This window comes from Burkholderia sp. Se-20378, assembly GCF_017104665.1.
Taxonomy (GTDB): Bacteria; Pseudomonadota; Gammaproteobacteria; order Burkholderiales; family Burkholderiaceae; genus Burkholderia; species Burkholderia lata.
In genome coordinates, this window is record NZ_JAAGPG010001199.1 from 1 (window position 1) to 885 (window position 885).

Sequence of the window (885 nt, forward strand, 5' to 3'; positions counted from 1 at the left end):
CCGCCCGAACGCGCCCACCACGGCCGCCCAGCCCGCCAGCGAGCCGGCGAAGGTGCCGTCGAGGCGGAGCGCGAGCGCCGCGCCGATCGCGAGCCACGGCACGGTAAACGTAATGAACAGGAACGCGAAGCCAGCCGGGTTCAGCGAACGGATCGTGCGCAGCCAGCGCGTCTCGCGGTGCCACAGCGGCCCGAACGACGGCTCGATCACGTCGGTCGCGACCTCGACCTCCGACAGCACGGTGCGTCGCCCGAGGCGGCGCGGCAGCTCGGCCAGCCAGAAATCGTCGGCCAGTTCGTCCTTCAGCGCGGGAAAGCCGCCGATCCGGTCGAGCGTGTCGCGCGTCAGCGCGAGCGTCGCGCCAAAGCCGAAGCGGCTCGAACGGCCAAGGTGCGTGATCCGGACCGACGGTGCGAACCATGCGTCGACGAACTGCGCACCGATCCGCGTCCAGAACCCGCCGACGCTGCGCGCATGATACAGGCACGTGACGACACCGACCGACACGTCGGCGAGCGGCGCCGTCACGCGCTCCAGATAGTCGGGCTTCACCGCGATGTCGCTGTCCGCGATCACGATGCGGCCGTACTTCGCACGCTCGGCGAGGTTGATCAGGTTGCTGACCTTCAGGTTCTTGCCGTGCACGCGCGCGTCGATCACGAGCGTGATGTCGCACTCGGGATAATCGGCGCGCAGCCGTTCGACCACGGCGATGGCCGGATCGGCCGCCGACGCGACGCCGAACAGCACTTCATACCGCGGATGACGCTGCTCGCAGAACGTCGCGAGGTTTTCGTACAGGTGCGGCTCCGCGCCGCACAGCGGCTTGAGCACGCTGACCGGCTCGAAGCCGTCGCGCACGGCCGTGCGCGGCGTGCGCGGCCG

The 885-nt window shown here is 70.1% G+C and carries 1 protein-coding gene; it reads right to left on the reverse strand.

Annotated elements, in window-relative coordinates; all coding sequences use genetic code 11:
- Positions 1-885 (reverse strand): bacteriohopanetetrol glucosamine biosynthesis glycosyltransferase HpnI (hpnI, locus tag G3N93_RS40990; protein WP_206135632.1); only part of this gene is annotated, 885 nt, incomplete at both ends.